Origin of the sequence: Diaphorobacter sp. HDW4A, assembly GCF_011305995.1 — a bacterium.
Classification (GTDB): domain Bacteria; phylum Pseudomonadota; class Gammaproteobacteria; order Burkholderiales; family Burkholderiaceae_C; genus Diaphorobacter_A.
In genome coordinates this window covers 6,241,999-6,257,836 of the sequence record NZ_CP049910.1, presented here as the reverse complement: position 1 = coordinate 6,257,836, position 15,838 = coordinate 6,241,999, and the positions used below count along the sequence as shown (strand labels likewise).

Below are 15,838 nucleotides of genomic sequence, written 5' to 3'. Positions count from 1 at the left end.
GAAGTCGCGAGATGCGCGGCACGAGCGCAGCGACGTGCCGAACACACCTCCGAGTGAATTTCTAGCTCGAGGCGGTTGTCCGAGCGGCGCGCGAAGCGCAAAGCGAGTTCTGCCGCGGGTATTGAAAAGCGCATTTTTGGTGACTTTTTGGGCAAGACCAAAAAGTTACTCGCCCGCCAGGGCGAGACCCGGCCTCTGCCCTCAACCAAAGCACAAGAATAAAAAAACCCGCGAGCCACAAAACTCGCGGGTTTATAAGAGAGAAAGAAAAAGAATCAGCCCACAGAAGCCTCTGCTTCAAGACGAGCATAGTGCTGAACCAGCCCCAGCAGCTCCTCATCGGAGTAAGGCTTGCCCAGATAGTGATTCACCCCCAGCTCCATCGCATGCTCGCGGTGCTTCTCAGCGATTCGCGACGTGATCATGATGATCGGCAGGTCCTTAAGTCGCTGATCCGCACGAATGTTGCGCGCCAAGTCGAAGCCGTCCATGCGTGGCATTTCGATGTCGGACAACACGACCGTTGGACGCTCTTCCTGCAAGCGTTCCAGCGCCTGCAGACCGTCGGCCGCCATGCTCACGCGGTAACCTTCGCGCTGCAGCAGACGCTGGGTCACGCGGCGCACGGTGATGGAGTCGTCGACCACCAGCACCAGCGGCACTTGCGGTGCGCTTGGAATGTGCGAAGTGAACGATGGCGTGCCGGACGCTGTTGCATCCTGATCACCAGCCTCGGTCTTGTTGGCGGTGTTCGCTTTTTCTGCTGCGAGTTGGGCGGCCTTGGTCGCCTCCTGCACTCGGGTTCCAAACACGTTGGCCAACGCCACCGGGTTGTAGATCAGCACCACCGCACCAGACGCCAACACCGACATGCCGGCCATTCCGGGCAGACGGGACAGCTGCGGGCCGAGGTTCTTCACCACGACTTCCTGGTTGCCCAGCACTTCGTCCACGTGCATTGCGATGCGCTGTGCGGCACTTCGCAGAACCACGACGGGACGGATCTTGGCATTGGCTTCGGTGCTGCGGATCGATGACTGCAGCAGTGCGCCGGACCAGAAGAACGGCAGGTTTTCGTGGCCCTCCTCGAACTGCTGAGTGCTGTAGGCAGTCGTCAGTTCCTGCGCCGTGGTGCGGCGCACGACTTCGACCAAGCTCGCGGGCACACCGATCGCAAGGTTACCTGCGCGCAGCATCACCACCTGCGTCACCGCAGTGGTCAGCGGCAGCACCAAACGGAACGCCGTGCCCTGCCCCACCGTGGTGGTGGTTTCGATGCGACCGCCCAAGGCGTTTACTTCGGTGCGCACCACATCCATCCCGATACCGCGACCGGACAGGCCGGTCACTTCGGCGGCGGTGGAGAAGCCGGGCATGAAGATCAGGTTCGCGGCTTCAACGTCGCTCACCGGCATGTCGGAGGTGATCAGATTGCGCTCGATGGCCTTCTCGCGAATACGACCCACGTTCAGACCGGCACCATCATCGCGGAACTCGACCGCGACGTCGTTACCATCCTGACGCACCGTGACCAAAATCGTGCCGCTGGCCGACTTGCCTGCCGCAACGCGGGTTTCCGGGCTCTCGATACCGTGGCCCACGCAATTGCGTAGCAAATGTTCGAAGGCAGGCGTCATCCGGTCGAGCACGCCACGGTCCATTTCGATGGAGCCACCGGCAATGTCCAGCTTGATCTGCTTGCCGGTTTCCTTGGACGACTGGCGCACCAGCGCGTACAGACGCTCGGAGATGCTGTCGAACTCAACCATGCGGGTGCGCAGCAGATCACGCTGCAGCTCGCGGGCCTGGCGGCCCTGGCTGATCAGATCGTCTTCCGCACCTTCCATCGCGCGTTGCAGATTGCGCTGCACGGTCGCCACGTCGTTCACCGACTCGGCCATCATGCGCGTGAGTTCCTGCACCCGGGTGAAACGGTCGAACTCGAGTGGATCGAAGCCCGCCGCCGTTTCCTTGGACAGCGCCATGCGCGACTGCATCTGCGATTCGGCCTGCACTTCGATGTCGCGCAGCTGTTGACGCAGACGCTCCAGGTTGCCCGTCAGATCGTTGAGCGAACTGCGCATCTGACCCAGACGCACATCCAGACGCGAACGCGCAATCATCACCTCACCGGCCTGGTTGACCAAGCGGTCCAGCAGGGTCGAGCGAACGCGCACAGACTGACCGGCATGGGCGCGCGTACTCGCCAGTTGCAGCGTGAGCGGACGCGCCACGGGGCCGGCGGGCACCGCAGGCGGCATCGTGATCTGCGTGGCGGCGGTGACGAGCGGCTGCAGTGCGGCAGCCGGTTCGGCTTCAGCAGTCTGCGCGACTTCGGCCACAGGCACAACAGCCACCACATCGTCAGCCGTCGTCACTGCGACGGCTTCGGACAGCGGTTGCGAACCCACATCACGCAGCGTATCGAGCGATTCCTGCAGCGCATCGAGTTTACTGAGCAGCGGCTCGATGTCATCGGTATGCGCGGTGTCCTTGTCGACGTGCTCGACGTCGGTTTCCATGCGGTGGGCCATTTCGCCCAGACGCATCGCACCGGCCAGACGCGCACTGCCCTTGAGGGTGTGCAGCGCACGCAGCAGTTCGCTGCGGGCCGTGAGGTTGTCAGGCTGCATGGACCACTGACGCAACGCACCGCCCAGCACGGGCAGCAGCTCGATGGCTTCTTCTTCGAAGATCGGGAACAGATCGGGGTCGATCACATCGACCGCATCGATGTCGTCACCATGGTGCGAACTCGACGACTTGACGACTGCGCTCGTATCCACAGCCACCTGCGGCACGGGGATCGACAGCGCCGGAGCCACATAGCCACGCACCGGCTCGGGCGTGACGGCACGGGGCTCCTCGATCGGCAGCAAAGGCGCAACAATGGTTTCCGCCGCTTCGAAACTTGGCTCTTCGTGCCGCACTGCTTGAGGCACGGCGCTCGCTTCGTCCTCTTCCTCATCGCCCAGCGGCGCCATGCCACTGATCACGTCGGAGTCGAGAATCACGTGCAGTTGCGCCAATAGTTGGGCACTCGGTTCCTTGAGGAAACCGGCGGCAAACTGGTGCAGCAGGCGACGGATGTCTTCGGCCACGGCCAAGAAAACATCCATCTGCGCGGGCACGCCGAATTGCTGTGGCTGCACATGCTGCAGCGTGTGCTCCAGCAATCGCGCCATCTCGCTCAGGGCGGTGAAACCCACGGTGGCGGAGCTGCCCGCCAACGAGTGCGCGCGTGCAATCGTGGACTCTGGAACCGGCTTGTCGGCCTGTTCCTGCTTCCAGAACTGCAGATCGTTGATCAGGCGCTGCGACCACTCTTCGGCTTCGCTCAGGTAGACGTTGTAGAGCGGCAGCGAAATCCGCAGCGAGCCAATGACCTTGGTCGAATCGTCGCCCACAGGTTCAGACTCTTCTTCGGACGATGCTTGCAGCTCGGGGACTTCCTCTGCGACCGGTGGCGTTGCCTCGAACACGAAGTCCGCGAACGACTGTGGCACCGATTCCACTTCGGCCAGCAACTCAGGCTCTGCCGGCTCGACCTTGGCCTCTTCGATGTCGTTCACAAACTCGGCTTCGACTTCTCCGATCGGGAAGAAATCGACATGTTTGCCAGTCAGATCCGTTGCGACGGCAGGCTGCTCGACAACCGGTGCTGGAGCGGGAGACTTTGCGTCCTCGAAGCCAAAGGCTTCGAATTCAGCAGCGGAAATCTCCTCCGCCTCCGGCACTTCGGCAACCGGCGGCAGTTCCACTTCGGGCAGTTCGATCACCTGTTCTTGCTCTACAGGCAGCGTACCCTGGGCACGCGCTTCCAGCCTGAGATCCAGAATGCTGGGCTCATGCTCGCCCACGACAGAGGCGATGGTCGGCAGCTCGTGTGGCTCCAGATTGGCCACATGTACAGGAGCTTGCGGGGCCTTGTCGGCTTCGAGCGCCTGCTCGAATTCCGAGAAATCGATTTCCTGCGCAGTGTTGCCATCAAGCAGCGAGGCTGGTTCAGAAACCGGCGCCAATGCAGCTTGGTCCGTAGACTCTATGTCGAACGGAATGGTCACACTGAAATCAAGCGGAGCATGCTCGTCCGGTGCAGCAACGGTCGGAGCATCGCTCAACTCTGGCAGATCGAACGAGATATTGGAAATGGGCTCGAGCGGCGCCGGAATCGACACAGGCACGATTTCCAGATCGGATAGCGGCTCAACCTCTTGCGCGACTGGAGCAGCAACAGCAGCAACGACCATCGGAGTTGCGGCCAGTGCCAAAGGCACAAGACGACCTTCCGTGCGCATCGCTTCGGCCGATGCGACGAAAGGCTGTGGACTCCACGAACTTGCAGTGCCTGCGGCAATGTCGTCCACCCAGCGCCCAAACGCTGCGAGCGTTTCCTGCGCGAGGGTGAGCAGATTGGGCTGCATCGGCTTTTGCTCGGCCAGCCAGGCATTGAGCATCTGCTCCATCGACCAAGCGGCTTCGCCAAACGCGTTGAGGCCCACCATGCGCGAGCTGCCCTTGAGCGTGTGGAATGCGCGGCGCAGCGTGGTCTGCTCACTCAGATCGGCCGGTGCGCGGTGCAGCGCCTCGATGGCGGCAGTGCCGTTGCCGATGACTTCCCGAGCTTCTTCCAGGAAGATCTGCAGCAGCTCGTCATCTTCATCTTCCGGCGCGGGCAGCGGAGCGGAAACGGGAGGCTGAATCGGCTCGACGGCAATCGTGACCGGCGAATCGATGGGGGCCAGAGCACTGTTGTCGAGCTCAGTATCAAAACCCAGCGTCTGCAACTCCTGCGACGTGGCGGGTTCGACTGCGACGACAGGCTCTGCGACCGGCGCGGCGTCCACGGCAGCCAATGGCTCCGGTGCCTGCACGGCTGGCGCGGGCTGCGCCACCGGTGGACCACCGCGCGCATCGACCATGGCGCCTGCCACCTCGGGCTGATCGCTCGCGCGCTGGCGCTTGGCACGGCCCATCACGAGTTTGAGTTCGCCCTGTGCTTCGTCATACACGAAGAGCTTGCGCGCCATCGCGCGCTGGTAACTCAGCATGTCGATCAGGAAGCCGAGCGCGCCCATGCTGTTGCCGAGCTTCTCGAACAGCGCAGGACGCTCTTCTTCGGTAACGTCGCCAACAATCAGACGTTCGATCGTGCTGCGCATATGCACGACCGCTTGCGATGCCTGGTCAAGACCCAGCACCGACATCACGCCGCGCATCTGGCCCAGTCGGCCAGGCACATTATTCAGAATGGACACGTCATCCGGTGTGCGGAAGAACTGGTCCATGGATTTTTCGGCGTCGCCCAACGTTGCGCGCAGTTCATCAACCACGCTGCCCATCGTCTGGTGGTCGCTGACGCGGCGGTACAGCTCCTCCATCCACGGTTCGAGCGGCTCAGAGTCGCCCCCCGCTACCACGCCATCCAGACGCTCTGCAAGGCGCTTGGCGCGCTCGCCCATGTGCTCCTGCGCCGCGTCGAGCTCTTCGAACGAGGCCTGCAGATACAGCACCGACGTGGCCACCTCCATGGCCAGCGCTGGCGCTGGTGGCTCGCCCGACTGCGCGGTCTTCTCGACTGCATTCATCAGCGCCGCGGCCAGCGGCTCACTGCCCGGATGCAGCTTGCGCAGCGAATCGCAAACCAGACTGAACTGATCCACCGAGGGCTTGAGCTTGTTACGGTCGCCACCAGCCAGTGCCGACCATGTTTCGGTGGCCGTGGCGATGCGCTTGCGCGCCTGCACCATCACAGTCGGGTCGTAAAGACCGAAACGTGCAATGTTGTAGTCCACCGGTGTGTAGAGCTGCAGACCGAAGGCCTGACGCACGGCGTCCAGCACGGGCGTGACTGGCATGTTCACCGGGCTTTGCGGTGACTTGGCCTGAGCGCAAAAGAACAACAGCTCGTGCACCAGTCGATCAGCGACCGTGCGGTCTCCCTTGGCGAGCGTCGCGTACTGCAGAAGCACGCGCGAAGCCACCCGCTTCACGTAGACATCGGGCTTGAGCAAGCTGGCCACCAGCGCTTCAAAGAAGCCACTGCAGATCTTCCAGAACGCGCGGATCTGGCGATCCGACTCGCCTGCGGCAAAGCCCTGGCAGAGCTTGAGCAATTCGGCATCAGCCGCCTGATCGCCGCTCTTGATGATGCGCAGTACGGCGCTGTCCAGCTTGGCGCGCGCCTCGGCGTCGTAGCTTTGCGGCGGCACATCGATGGTGAATTCGGGCTCGCGGAAGCGGCGCTCCACCGGCCACAAATCGGCCGGGTGCACACGTTCCACACCGTTGAGCGACTGCGCCTCCCGATATTGCGGGAACAGCGACACGGCAGACACCGGCTTGCCGGAGAGCACGCTCTCCAGATAGGCGACAAGCGCGAAGCTTGCGCGCTCGATGGTGTTGGCGGCCTCGTCCGTGCACAGCTCGGGGCGTTGCACATATTTCTGCACCGCCGATTCGAGCGCACGCAGGATCAGCGCGGGCGACACCATGCCCACCATGTCCAGCGCACCGCTGGCCTGATGGAGCTGCTGGCGCGCCATGCGCAGCGGACTGACGTCCAGAGAAGCAAGATCGGAGTCGCGGGCAACTTCCGCGTCACGCACGAAACGGCGCATGGACTTGACCGTGCCGTCCAGCGATTTGCGAAGTTCGTCCAACACCCACGCGAGCGGACCCAGGTCCTGCTCACCGTGTGTCCAATCAGTGACCGAAGCGTTGACAGCCTCAAGAGATGACATGGATTCGTCCCCGGCCCCCATGGAGCCAGTTCGTTAAAGAGGAAACTGCTGTCTCAGGCAATCTTGAAACGCGATACAGACTGACGAAGTTCCTCCGCCACTTGGGACAGTTCGCGAACCTGCTGGGCCGTCGTACGGGTACCCTCACCGGTCTGCTCTGTCACCGCGAAAATGTGCTGGATGTTCTCGGCCACTTCGTTGGCCAGTTCGGCCTCGCGAGACGTGGAAGTCGAGAACTGTTCAATCAGTTCGGACAGACGGCGCGACACGCGGTCAATCTCGGAGAGGGCCGTACCGGCCGAGTCGGACAGACGGGCCCCTTCCACCACACCCTGCGTGGAACGTTCCATAGCGGCCACCGCATCCTGAGTGTCGGTCTGAATCGCCTTCACGAGTGCCGAAATCTGACGCGTCGCATCAGCGGAGCGCTCCGCCAGACGCTGCACTTCTTCCGCCACCACCGAGAAGCCGCGACCGGCTTCACCAGCGGATGCGGCCTGAATGGCGGCGTTCAGAGCCAGCACGTTGGTCTGCTCGGTAATGTCCGAAATCAGTTCGGTAATTTCACCAATCTCCTGCGACGATTCACCCAGGCGCTTGATGCGCTTGGAGGTGTCCTGGATCTGGTCACGGATCGAATTCATACCGCCGATGGCGTTCTGCACAGCCGTCAGGCCCTGATCAGCAGCCTGCAGCGACTGGCGCGCCACAGCGGCCGATTCCTGAGCCTGCACCGACACGTCGTTAATACGATTCGCCATTTCCAGAACCGAGCGGCCGGTTTCGCGGATCTCGCGCAGCTGTTCGGTCGAAGCGGCCAGCAGTTCGGTCGATGTCGCGTCCACCTGGGCCGTCGTCTGTGCCACGCGGGTGGCGGTGTTCTGCACCGAGCCCACCAGTTGTCGCAATTCTTCCACCGTGTAGTTCACCGAGTCGGCAATGGCGCCGGTGATGTCCTCGGTCACGGTCGCTTCCTGCGTCAAGTCACCTTCAGCGACCGACTGCAGTTCATTCATCAAACGCAAAATGGCGGCCTGGTTCGCGTCGTTCACGCGCTTGGCTTCCTGCTCCTGACGCTTGGCATCGCGCTGCAACGATTCAGCGGCAGCTTGACGGTTGCGCGAGTCACCCAGCTGAACGCGGGAAATGCCGATACCGCAAAGCACAACGAACATACCGGTCAGCACCAGCGCAATCAGTTGGCCGATGCCGATACCGCTTTGCTCGCTCAACTTGGTCTGCAGGGATTCCATGCCGCGACGCAGCGGCTCGGAATCGGCCACGATGGCGGACTGCGCTTCACGCGCGGACACCAGACCTTGCAGGTTGCCCAGAATCGCGCCCGCCTGGGTGCGGGTTTCGTCGTAGAGCTTGACCAGACCGTCGAGTTGCTCGCGCGTCTGCGGATCCCGGGTAGCGGGCAAGCGCAGCTCGGAGCTGCCATCCAGCAGGCCCTGAGCGATTTCCTTGAACGAGTTCAAATCCTTACCCAACAGGAACACGGCCTCGGGGCTCACGCCTTCTGTTGTCTGGAATTCGTTGGCTGACTTGCCGATACGCTGTGTCAACATCACGAGCTGGCCAGCGGCGGAGATTTCTGCAGAAGAAGCGTTCTGCTGCAGCTTGAGCGAGGAAACCGTTTCGGCGATTTCCAGCAGATCGGCGGACTGGCGATTGATGGTACGCAGCGCGTCACCCACCTGCGTCAGGATCTTCTGTTGACCCATCACCACCTTGGCGTTGCGGTCAGCGCGCTCGACCAGCGGAGAGACCGTCTCCAGCTCTGGCTTGAAAGTATCGCCCAACGCCTGCACGCCAAGTTCGCTGTCGCCGCTGTTCATGGCGTTCACGTTGCGCGTCAAAACGTCCGCGCTGTCCTTCACGTCGGGGAAGGCCTGGGGAGCACCCACCAGCGCCTGGGACACCGACTTCGCAAGACGCTGCGACTGCATCAGCGCCTGGCCAGTGGCCGTGAGCTGCTGCGCCACGCGATTCGATTGCTGCAGCACCCAACCCGCAACCAGTGCCAGCACGACGAGGCCGATACCCAGCAGCAGCAGCAACTTGCGCTGGTGCGAAGCGGCGCTCGCGCGGCCCAGCAGTGGCAAGGAGATCAACTCATGGTTGGCGAATTCATCTTCATCACCATACTGGGTGTTCTGATTGGGGTCGCCTTGCACGCTGTACATGCCTTCAGACTGAAACGAGTCCGCCAGCGAACCTGCGGCCAGCGCGTCCTGCTCAGTGTGTTCAACCGCCTGCTCGACGCTGGCGTCCGCCGGAGCCCCCTTGCGTTTGAACAGTTTGTCAAGAGAAAAAGACATAGTGCAACCCTAAGAAAATCTCAAACGCCAATACCTAGAAAGACCGGACTCTGCGACATCGCCTGCAGATTCAATTCCTGCCATTGCGCGCCTTGCGCATCCGCATAACGGGACCCGAAATACTCGGGAGCCCCTTCACCAGGCGCTTCGGACGACACGAAGGCATCCGTGCCGCGCAGTCCAAGCAATTTGTCCACCATCAGCGCTGCGTTCACACCCAGCGCCGGATTCACCGCCAGCAGACTCGAGTCCGCCAGCGCCTGCTCGGTGCGGTGAATCTGCATGCCGATGAGGCCACCCAGATCCACTACACCCATGAGGGCACCGCGCAAATTGGCGACACCCAGAAACCAGGCGTGCGTGTACGGCACGGCCTGCACCCCGGTCCACGGGAAAATTTCACCCGAATGGCCGAGCGGCAACAGATACCGCTGACCGGCGGTCTCCACGGCCAGCCATGACGACACATTCGAGCCTTCCGCCTTGGCCGCCTGAAGGCGACTGGCAAGACGGGTCTGGAGCTCTCTGAGGGCTTCGCGATTGGCCATGGATCCGCTTGAACCTTCCAGTAATCAATGGGGAAAAATCAGCTCAGCGAATCGATCTTGGCCTGCAACTCGGCCGGATCGACTGGCTTGGTGATGTAGCCGCGCGCGCCCTGGCGCATGCCCCAGACGCGGTCGGTTTCCTGATTCTTGCTGGTGCACATGATGATTGGCACGTCGGCATACAACGGATCGCGCGAGATCGAGCGCGTGAGCTGGAAACCATTCTGGCCGGGCATCACCACGTCCATCAGGATCAGGTCAGGCTTTTCTTCGGCCAGGCGCTTGATCGCTTCGTCCGCGTTCTCGGCGGTACGTACCTGCATGCCTTTTTTCTGCAGCAAGTCGGTCAGATACATCAATTCGGTTTTCGAATCGTCGACAACCAATACTTTCTGAATGGGCATTTACTTAGCTCCTTGATCCACAATGCCAAATTGCTGCACCGCTTGCAGCAACTGGTCTTTCGTAAACGGTTTGGTGAGATATTCCTGACAGCCGACCATGCGGCCGCGCGCCTTGTCGAAGACCCCGTCCTTGGAGGACAACATCACGACCGGCGTGTCTGAATATTTGGCGTTGCGCTTGATGATTGCGCAGGTCTGATACCCATCGAGCTTGGGCATCAAAATGTCGCAGAAGATCAGCTGAGGATTGAAGTCGTTGATTTTGGACAGTGCGTCAAAACCATCGTCTGCAAGCAGCACCTCGTGCCCGCCCTGCTTGAGAAAAATTTCCGCACTCCGGCGGATGGTGTTGCTGTCATCGACAACCAGCACCTTGAATGTTGGATTTCCACCTGTAGTCAATTTCTACCGCTCCCGAGGATTCGAAAAATCGCCACTGCGAGCGCTCTTCATCAGATTTCAACCATCTCGAAGTCTTCTTTGCGTGCGCTGCACTCGGGACATGTCCAGTTCATGGGTACTTGTTCCCATGGCGTGTTCGGTGCAATACCATGATCAGGAGCCCCCTCGGCTTCGTCATATATCCACCCGCAAATCAGACACATCCAAGTTTTTGAGTTTGTCACAGCTTAAATAGCCTTCACATAGAATGCAACGATTGTATCTAGACATCACCAAGAGATGCGGCTTTCGCGCCACCAGATACGCTGGCGTCCGTACATGAAACAAGACTCTCACCCTCCCATCTCCCACCAGTCCGAAAACAAAGCCGCTGAGGAGGTCGAAAGCGCAGTCTGCGTGATGACTTTCAACGCCAACGATCCCAGTGGAGCTGGTGGATTGACCGGCGACACAGCGGCTATCGCCTCCGTGGGTGCACATGCGCTGGCTATTGTGACGGGCACCTATGTCAGAGACACAACGGAAATCGTCGATTTTGTCGCTTTCGATGACGATACTGTCGCAGATCAAGCACGAACTGTTTTTCAGGATATGCCCGTACAGGCCATCAAGGTCGGCTTCGTCGGCAGTCCCGAAAACCTCGCCATCGTCGCTGAACTGACAGCCGATTACGCCGATGTTCCCGTCATCGCCTACATGCCCAGCCTGTCGTGGTGGAGCGACGACCTCATCGACCAGTACCACGACGCATTTGTGGAATTGTTACTCCCCCAGACCTCAGTGTTGGTAGGAAACCACAGCACGCTGCGCCGCTGGCTGCTTCCGGACTGGGAGAGTGATCGCCTGCCTACCGCCCGCGAGATCGCCAAAGCCGCCTCGACCAAGGGTGTTCCCTACACACTGGTGACCGGCGTTCCTGTCGACAAGGAACATTTCGACAATGTGTTGTGCACGCCGCAGGCTGTGCTCGGCAATGGCCAGTTCGAGCGCTTCGACGTGAGTTTTGCAGGCGCTGGCGATACCTTGTCCGCAGCGCTTGCGGCACTCATCGCTTGTGACAATGATCTGGGCGATGCGACGCGCGAAGCGCTGACCTATCTGGACGGCTGCCTCTCTGCGGGCTACCGACCCGGCATGGGCCAGTTGCTGCCCGACCGCATGTTCTGGGCTCTGCCCGACGAGGACGAAGAAGACGACGATGCTTCCGAGTCCGATGGCGCCACCGGCGTCGATGCTCTACGACTTCCTCCCAATGACACATCCCACTGATCTGAATGTTTCTCTGTTCGAACGCGCCAAGCAGGTAATCCCCGGCGGCGTGAACTCGCCCGTGCGCGCCTTCAACGCCGTCGGCGGCACGCCGCGCTTCGTCGAACACGCACTCGGGGCCTATTTCTGGGACGCCAACGGCCAGCAGTTCACCGACTACATCGGCTCCTGGGGCCCGATGATCCTCGGCCACGGCCACCCCGAAGTGATCGCCGAAGTCCAGAAGGCCGTGCTCGAAGGCTTCTCCTACGGCGCACCGACCGAACGCGAAGTGCATCTGGCCGAGGCCATCCTGAAACTCATGCCCTCCATGGAAATGGTGCGCATGGTGAGCTCGGGCACCGAAGCCGGCATGAGCGCGCTGCGCCTGGCGCGCGGCTTCACCGGTCGCAACAAGATCATCAAGTTCAACGGCTGCTACCACGGCCATGCCGACTCGCTGCTCGTGAAGGCAGGCTCGGGCCTCGCCACCTTCGGATCCTCGTCGTCGGCCGGCGTGCCTGCCGATGTGGTCAAGGACACCATCGTTCTCGAATACAACGACGTGGCCCAGCTCGAAGAAGCGTTCGCCAAGATCGGCAGCGAAATCGCCTGCGTGATCATGGAGCCGATTGCGGGCAACATGAACTTCGTGCGCGCGAGCATCGACTTCACCCGCCGCATCCGCGAGCTGACCACAGAGCACGGAGCGCTGATGATCTACGACGAGGTCATGACCGGCTTCCGCGTGGCGCTCGGCAGCGCGCAAAGCCTCTACGCCCAGCAAATTGAAGGCTTCAAGCCCGACATCACGGTGATGGGCAAGGTGATCGGCGGCGGCATGCCGATGGCCGCCTTCGGCGCGCGCCGCGAGATCATGGAAAAGCTCTCGCCGCTCGGTCCGGTCTATCAGGCCGGCACGCTCTCGGGCAATCCCATCGCCACGGCCTGCGGTTTGAAGACGCTCGAGCTGATCAGCCAACCCGGCTTCCACGAAGCGCTGCACAAGACCACCGGCCGTCTGATGGCCGGCCTCAAGAAGGAAGCCGATGCGGCGGGCATTCCGTTCAGCGTCGACCACCAGGGCGGCCTGTTCGGCTTCTACTTCCTGCCCGAGCTGCCAAGCACTTACACCGAGGTCATGAAGACCGACGGCAAGGTGTTCAACCAGTTCTTCCACGGCATGCTCGACCGCGGCCACTACTTCGCACCTGCGCTCTACGAAGCCGGTTTCGTGAGCGGCGCACACACCGACGCCGACATCGACAAGACCATCGAAGCCGCGCGCGAAGTGTTCAAGACGCTATAAGCCTCAATCGAGAACGCCGCAGAACGTCACGCGCGGCTTGGCGGTTTGCGGATGGGCATCGACCACGGCGTCCACACCGTAGACCGCCGCGATGTTCACCGGCGTGAGTACCTCCTCCGGCGGACCTTTGGCCACCAGCGCGCCCTCGTGCATCAGGCACAGCCGGTCGCAATACTGCGCCGCGATGTTCAGGTCGTGCAGCACCACCAGGGTGCTGCGCCCCGCCCCCCGCACCAGCGCCATCAATTCGTGCTGGTAGCGCACGTCGAGATGGTTGGTCGGCTCGTCGAGCATCAGGCAGCGCGGTTGCTGCGCCAAGGCGCGCGCAAGCAGCACGCGCTGTTTTTCACCGCCCGAGAGCAACGCGAAATCGCGTTCCTGCAGATGCAGGCAACCCACGCGTTTGAGACAGTCCACCACCACTTGCCTGTCCCGCGCCCCGTCCCAGGCCCATGGCGAGCGGTGCGGCGTGCGGCCCATCATCACGGTCTCTTGCACCGAGATGTCGAACACCGGCGCGAACTCCTGCGTGAGTACCGCGACCTGCTGCGCTAACTGGCGCGCATGCATCTCCCAGATGTCTTGCCCCATCCACCGCACCGCACCCGACTGTGGCCGGATCACGCGGTACAGCATGCGCAGCAGACTCGACTTGCCGCAGCCGTTGGGGCCGATCACGCCAACACATTCACCATCGCGCAACTGGATCGACACATCCTTCACCACGGCCTGGCCCGCGATGCTCCAGCACAGATGTTCGGCGTCGATCAGCAACGTCATTGCAGCTCCTTGCGTGCCGGCGTCTGACGCATGAGCAGCCACACGAAGAACGGCCCGCCGATCAGCGCGGTGATCACGCCCACCGGCACATCCATCGGCGAGAACAGCACGCGAGCCAGCAGGTCGACGACGACGAGAAACAGCGCTCCCATCACCGCTGCCACCGGCAGCACGCGTCGGTGGTCCGATCCCACCAGCATGCGCGCCACATGCGGCACGACCAGCCCTACAAATCCAATGGCGCCGCTGGCCGCGACCATCACGCCGGTCAGCAGCGACACCACGACGAACAGCGTGCGCCGCAGCGCATGCGTGTTCACGCCAAGCGTGGCGGCGGTCTCGTCGCCCATCATCAAAGCGTTGAGCGCCTGCGTCTGCAGCGCAAGCCAGACCATGCCCGCGAGCAGCACCAGCGCGGGCAGCGAGAGATGGCTCCACTGAGTACCGGCGAGGCTGCCGAGCGTCCAGGTCATCAGCGCACCGGCCAAATCGCGCTGTCCCGAAGTCAGCGTGATCAGGCTGGTGAGCCCGGTGAAAAAGTAGCCCACCGCCACGCCGCTCAGAATCAAGCGCGTGGACTGCTGCACCCGCGCGCGTCCACGCGCAAGCCAATAAACCGCCATCGTCGCGATCAACGCGCCGACAAAAGCGCCCGCAGAAATCGCATAGACGCCCGCAAACGCAAAACTGCCCCAGGCCAGCACCGACACCGCACCGACCGACGCGCCCGACGACACGCCAAGCATGTACGGGTCCGCCAGCGGATTGCGCACCATGGCCTGCATCACCACGCCCACCGTCGCCAGCCCCGCGCCGACCAGCGCCGCCATCAGCACGCGCGGCGCGCGCACCAGCCAGACAATTTGATGCTGCTGCACGCTGATGTCAGCCGGCGACGATGAAGAGCCAAACAGCTCGCCGAGCACCACGCGCCAGACCACGAGCGGCGGCACGTTGACCGAGCCCAGCGCCACGCCCGCCGTCATCGAGCAAAGAAGCAGCAGCGCTAACACGCCGAGCCATGCGCCCAGTGATCGCGCGCGCAAAGCCTTCATGCGCTCACCTGCCCGCGCCCGTAGCCGCGGCAAAGCGCTCGGGATGCAGCCTGCGCGCCAACGCCTCTGCCCTATCCACATTGGCGGGACTGGGCGTCGCATCCGAATAAGTCATCACGAAGAAGCGCTTATTGCGGATGGCCTCGACGTGCGCGAGCTCCTTCTTGGCGAGTAGAAAATCGATCTTGCCTTGCGCGTCCGGCTGGTCGTAGTCGATGATCACGATCCATTCTGGGTCGCGCGCGATCACGTCTTCCCAATTGCCCGTGGGCCAGTTGCTTGCTATGTCGGAAAAGATGTTCTGCCCGCCCGCCGCTTCGATCATCGCGTGCGGCGTGCCGAAGCGGCCGACAGTCACCGGCAAGCGCTGGCCGCTGTCGTAGACGAAGACGCGCGGGCGCTTGGTAACGCCCTGCATCTCGCCCTCAAGCGCCTGAATGCGCGATTCAAGCGCCTGCAGTTTCAGCGCGTTTTCTTTTTCGACATCGAAGATGCGCGCTACATTGCGCATGTCGATCAGCGAATCGGAAAGGACAATGCGTTCGCGCTTTTCGACATGAATACAGGACTCGCGCAGCACATACGAATCCACACCGTAGCGCGCGAGCAGCGCAGGCGTCACGCCACCGGCGCGAAAGCCGTAGCTCCAACCACCGAAGACGAAATCGGCACGCACACCGAGCATGCTCTCCAGATTCATGTCCTTGCGCGAGAGATCGGGCACCTTGGCGAGCGCGGCGCGATAACGCAACGACACGTCCTTGCTGGCCGGAATGCCCGAGTAGCCGACGAGGCGCGAGCCCAGCCCCAGATACAAAAACATCTCGGTGATGTTGACGTCATGCGTGACCGCGCGCTGCGGCACGCGCGCATAGGTCACCGGCTTGCCGCAGACGTCGATCACCAGCGGCTGCACACGTTGCGCGGATTGCGCATGCACAGCGCCCGCAGCAGAAAACGCCATCGCGAAGATGGCCGCCGCGCGCATGCGCCGGTTCGATGTGAAGGTCGAATAAGCCATCGTC

The 15,838-nt window shown here is 62.1% G+C and carries 11 protein-coding genes; 2 read left to right on the top strand and 9 right to left on the bottom strand.

From position 1 onward, the window contains the following. Nucleotides 1-275: 275 nt before the first annotated feature. From G7047_RS28400 to G7047_RS28375, 6 genes are read right to left on the bottom strand one after another with little or no spacing between them, the layout of a single operon-like run. The gene (locus G7047_RS28400) at nucleotides 276-6,743 is read right to left on the bottom strand and encodes an Hpt domain-containing protein (protein ID WP_166311633.1); all 6,468 of its coding nucleotides are present in this window, start codon (nucleotides 6,741-6,743) and stop codon (nucleotides 276-278) included. Nucleotides 6,744-6,796: 53 nt separating this feature from the next. After that, a complete protein-coding gene (locus G7047_RS28395; RefSeq protein ID WP_166311632.1) occupies nucleotides 6,797-9,067 on the bottom strand; it encodes a methyl-accepting chemotaxis protein in 2,271 nt (756 codons plus the stop codon). 20 nt (nucleotides 9,068-9,087) lie between these two features. Continuing rightward, the gene (locus tag G7047_RS28390; protein WP_166311631.1) at nucleotides 9,088-9,615 is read right to left on the bottom strand and encodes a chemotaxis protein CheW; all 528 of its coding nucleotides are present in this window, start codon (nucleotides 9,613-9,615) and stop codon (nucleotides 9,088-9,090) included. Nucleotides 9,616-9,653: 38 nt separating this feature from the next. Next, a complete protein-coding gene (locus G7047_RS28385) occupies nucleotides 9,654-10,019 on the bottom strand; it encodes a PleD family two-component system response regulator (RefSeq protein WP_166311630.1) in 366 nt (121 codons plus the stop codon). Beyond that, nucleotides 10,020-10,421: a PleD family two-component system response regulator gene (locus G7047_RS28380; RefSeq protein WP_166311629.1), complete on the bottom strand. Its 402-nt coding sequence runs from the start codon at nucleotides 10,419-10,421 to the stop codon at nucleotides 10,020-10,022. A 50-nt stretch (nucleotides 10,422-10,471) separates the two neighbouring features. Then, nucleotides 10,472-10,645, bottom strand: a complete 174-nt coding sequence (locus G7047_RS28375) for a rubredoxin (RefSeq protein ID WP_166311628.1) — start codon at nucleotides 10,643-10,645, stop codon at nucleotides 10,472-10,474. A gap of 94 nt (nucleotides 10,646-10,739) precedes the next feature. On the opposite strand from G7047_RS28375, the gene G7047_RS28370 reads away from it, so the two are divergent. Further along, nucleotides 10,740-11,690: a bifunctional hydroxymethylpyrimidine kinase/phosphomethylpyrimidine kinase gene (locus tag G7047_RS28370; protein WP_166311627.1), complete on the top strand. Its 951-nt coding sequence runs from the start codon at nucleotides 10,740-10,742 to the stop codon at nucleotides 11,688-11,690. Further along, complete coding sequence (hemL, locus tag G7047_RS28365; protein WP_166311626.1) at nucleotides 11,674-12,978, top strand: glutamate-1-semialdehyde 2,1-aminomutase; 1,305 nt, start codon at nucleotides 11,674-11,676, stop codon at nucleotides 12,976-12,978. The genes G7047_RS28370 and hemL overlap by 17 nt, the downstream gene beginning before the upstream one ends. A gap of 3 nt (nucleotides 12,979-12,981) precedes the next feature. Here hemL and G7047_RS28360 read toward each other — a convergent pair whose 3' ends face one another. The 3 genes from G7047_RS28360 to G7047_RS28350 are packed head-to-tail and all read right to left on the bottom strand — an operon-like array spanning nucleotide 12,982 to nucleotide 15,834. Continuing rightward, nucleotides 12,982-13,758, bottom strand: coding sequence for an ABC transporter ATP-binding protein (locus tag G7047_RS28360; protein WP_166311625.1), 777 nt, complete (start codon nucleotides 13,756-13,758; stop codon nucleotides 12,982-12,984). Continuing rightward, nucleotides 13,755-14,813 carry an iron ABC transporter permease gene (locus tag G7047_RS28355; protein ID WP_166311624.1) on the bottom strand — a complete coding sequence of 353 codons (1,059 nt, stop codon included), beginning with the start codon at nucleotides 14,811-14,813 and terminating at the stop codon, nucleotides 13,755-13,757. The genes G7047_RS28360 and G7047_RS28355 overlap by 4 nt, the downstream gene beginning before the upstream one ends. A gap of 4 nt (nucleotides 14,814-14,817) precedes the next feature. Next, entirely contained in the window at nucleotides 14,818-15,834 is a 1,017-nt protein-coding gene (locus tag G7047_RS28350; RefSeq protein WP_240939299.1) for an ABC transporter substrate-binding protein, read from the bottom strand. Between the last annotated feature and the right edge of the window lie 4 nt (nucleotides 15,835-15,838).

Bases quoted from the DNA above. Each gene is read 5' to 3' on its own strand.
- G7047_RS28400 (WP_166311633.1), bottom strand. From the start codon at position 6,743: ATGTCATCTCTTGAGGCTGTCAACGCTTCGGTCACTGATTGGACACAC.
- G7047_RS28395 (WP_166311632.1), bottom strand. From the start codon at position 9,067: ATGTCTTTTTCTCTTGACAAACTGTTCAAACGCAAGGGGGCTCCGGCG.
- G7047_RS28390 (WP_166311631.1), bottom strand. From the start codon at position 9,615: ATGGCCAATCGCGAAGCCCTCAGAGAGCTCCAGACCCGTCTTGCCAGT.
- G7047_RS28385 (WP_166311630.1), bottom strand. From the start codon at position 10,019: ATGCCCATTCAGAAAGTATTGGTTGTCGACGATTCGAAAACCGAATTG.
- G7047_RS28370 (WP_166311627.1), top strand. From the start codon at position 10,740: ATGAAACAAGACTCTCACCCTCCCATCTCCCACCAGTCCGAAAACAAA.
- hemL (WP_166311626.1), top strand. From the start codon at position 11,674: ATGACACATCCCACTGATCTGAATGTTTCTCTGTTCGAACGCGCCAAG.
- G7047_RS28360 (WP_166311625.1), bottom strand. From the start codon at position 13,758: ATGACGTTGCTGATCGACGCCGAACATCTGTGCTGGAGCATCGCGGGC.
- G7047_RS28355 (WP_166311624.1), bottom strand. From the start codon at position 14,813: ATGAAGGCTTTGCGCGCGCGATCACTGGGCGCATGGCTCGGCGTGTTA.
- G7047_RS28350 (WP_240939299.1), bottom strand. From the start codon at position 15,834: ATGGCTTATTCGACCTTCACATCGAACCGGCGCATGCGCGCGGCGGCC.